Here is a 2,256-nt window from a genome sequence, read left to right as displayed (position 1 = left end):
GCCGAGTCCTGTCCGGCCTGCTGACCGGCGCGGCGGGAGCGGCCCTCGGGGTCTCCGGGACCCTCGCCTGGTCCGCCCTGACCCGCGAGGACAGCCGCACCGGGCCGTCCGCGGCGGGCGGCGGTTCCGGTACGAGCCCCCGCGTGCCCGGCATGCCGCCGGCCGCCCTGTGGCGCCTGGACGACCCGACGGCCCGCACCCGGCTCCTCCCGGTGAGCAGCGCCGACCATTGCCTGATGACGCGCGGCGACGTCCTGTACGGGCACGATCTGCGCACCGGCAAGGAGGTGTGGCAGTTGCCCGCCGCTGGCGGCACCCCGCCCGTCCAGGTGCCCGGCGACCGCTTCCTGACGGCCACGCGCGAGGGGCTGTCGCTCTGCTCGATACGGGACGGCCGTACCCAGTGGCTCCAGCGCAACGAGCAGCTCGCGAGGGTGCTCGCCGCCGACGGCGCCACCGCGTGGCTGCTCACGGGAGACGGGAGTCCGACGGGCGGATACCTGCTGGCGGCGTTCGACCTGGACCACCGCAAGGAGTTGTGGCGCACCCCGCTGCCGAGCGGATTCGGCAACGCGCAACTCGCCACCACCGTCGGCCCCGAGACGGTCGTCGTGGAGGTACAGGCACCCCAGCAGATGTTCCGAGACGTCACGGCCGTCCGGACCCTCGCGATCGCGGGCTTCGAGCGGAGCAGCGGACGCATGCTCTGGAACCGCTCCTACCCCGACGTACACGGCGGCCCGGCCTCCGTGGTGGACCCGGAGGGCGGCGGACGGCTGTTCCTGCTCTCCCGCGGTCGCGCCCACGCCTACGACCTGAAGACCGGCACCCGGCTGTGGGAATCGCAGGCCCTGGTCGCCGGGACCAACGCCCCGCCCTTCTTCAGCGGCCACACCGTGTACCTGGCCGACGACGGCACGGGCCCCATCGTCGCCGTCGACCCGGACACCGGACGCACGCTGTGGGAGCAGACGCTCACCGAGAACCTGGAGTGGAACATGCTCGGGAGTATGACCGCGAGCGCCTCCGGACGCACCCTCTACCTCGCGACCCTGCACCAGGTCACCGCGACCGGCCTCCCCTCGGGCAAGCGGCTGTGGCAGACCGGGCTCGCGGGCGTGGAGGCCCGGGAACCGTTCCAACTCGCCGCGGTCCCCGGCACCCTGCTCGTCGCCCGGCCGTCCGCCGTCGTCGCCCTCCCGGCGGACTGACCCCGGGCCCACCCTCCACGCCCGCCGAAGCACGGACGTACAGGCACGCACGTACAGGCACGCACGCACAGGCACGCACGTACAGGTACGACCACACGCGCACAGGTCCGACCGCCGCCCCGAAGGAGTTCACCGGTCATGTCCACGCTCCTGCCCCTGCTGCCCGACGATCCCGAACGGCTCGGGGAGTACACCCTCCTCGGCCGGCTGGGCGGCGGCGGCATGGGGACCGTCTTCCTGGCCCGCACCGCCGGTGGCCGCCTCGCCGCGGTCAAGACCGTCCGGTCCGACCTGCGCGACCAGCCCGGCTACCGCCAGCGACTGACGCTGGAGGCCGAGGCCGCGCGGGCCCTGGGAGCGGAGCACACTGCCGCCTTCCTCGGCGCCGACCCCGACACGGCGCGACCCTGGCTGGCCACGGCATACCTCATCGGGCCCTCGCTGACCGAGGCGGTGACGGCCGGGGGGCCGCTGCCCGAACCGGTCGTCCGCGGACTCGGCTCCGCGCTCGCCGCCACCCTCGCCGCCCTGCACCGTGCCGGGCTCGTCCACCGGGACGTCAAGCCGTCGAACGTACTGATCACCGCGCAGGGCCCCCGCCTCATCGACTTCGGGCTCGCCCAGGCCCCGGGCAGCCCCCGCCTCACGGAGGCCGGGGGACCCGCGGGCACACCGGCGTACATGTCGCCGGAGCAGGCGCGCGGAGGACCGCCCGGCCCGGAAGGCGACGTGTTCGCCCTCGCGGCGGTCCTGGTGTTCGCCTCGACCGGACACGGCCCCTACGACGCCCGCGGCCGACAGAGCACCCTCGAACTGCTGCGGCACGGGGCCGACCCCGACCTGACAGGCCTGCCGGACGGACTGCGCGCGACGCTCACCGCCTGCCTGTCACCGGAGCCGGGCGACCGGCCCGCGCCCGGCCGACTGCGCGACGAGTGGGGGCCGTTCGACCCCGGGGAATTCGCCGAGCTGCTGCCGCAGGCGCTCCTCGCCGACCTGTCCCGCCGGATCGGGGACGTCGCCACCGTGGCCCCCACCCCGCTGC

General features: G+C 75.1%; 2 protein-coding genes. Both read left to right on the top strand.

Annotated elements, in window-relative coordinates:
* Positions 1-1,211 (top strand): PQQ-binding-like beta-propeller repeat protein (locus tag ADK52_RS07385; protein ID WP_159045864.1); only part of this gene is annotated, 1,211 nt, incomplete at its 5' end.
* A 138-nt stretch (positions 1,212-1,349) separates the two neighbouring features.
* Positions 1,350-2,256, top strand: a 907-nt coding sequence (locus ADK52_RS07380; protein WP_159045863.1) for a serine/threonine-protein kinase, incomplete at its 3' end; no start/stop codon positions are given.

The sequence above is a fragment of the Streptomyces sp. WM6372 genome (assembly GCF_001279655.1).
Lineage (GTDB): Bacteria > Actinomycetota > Actinomycetes > Streptomycetales > Streptomycetaceae > Streptomyces.
Note: the sequence above shows the minus strand (reverse complement) of the source record. Positions and strands in the feature narration are given on the sequence as shown.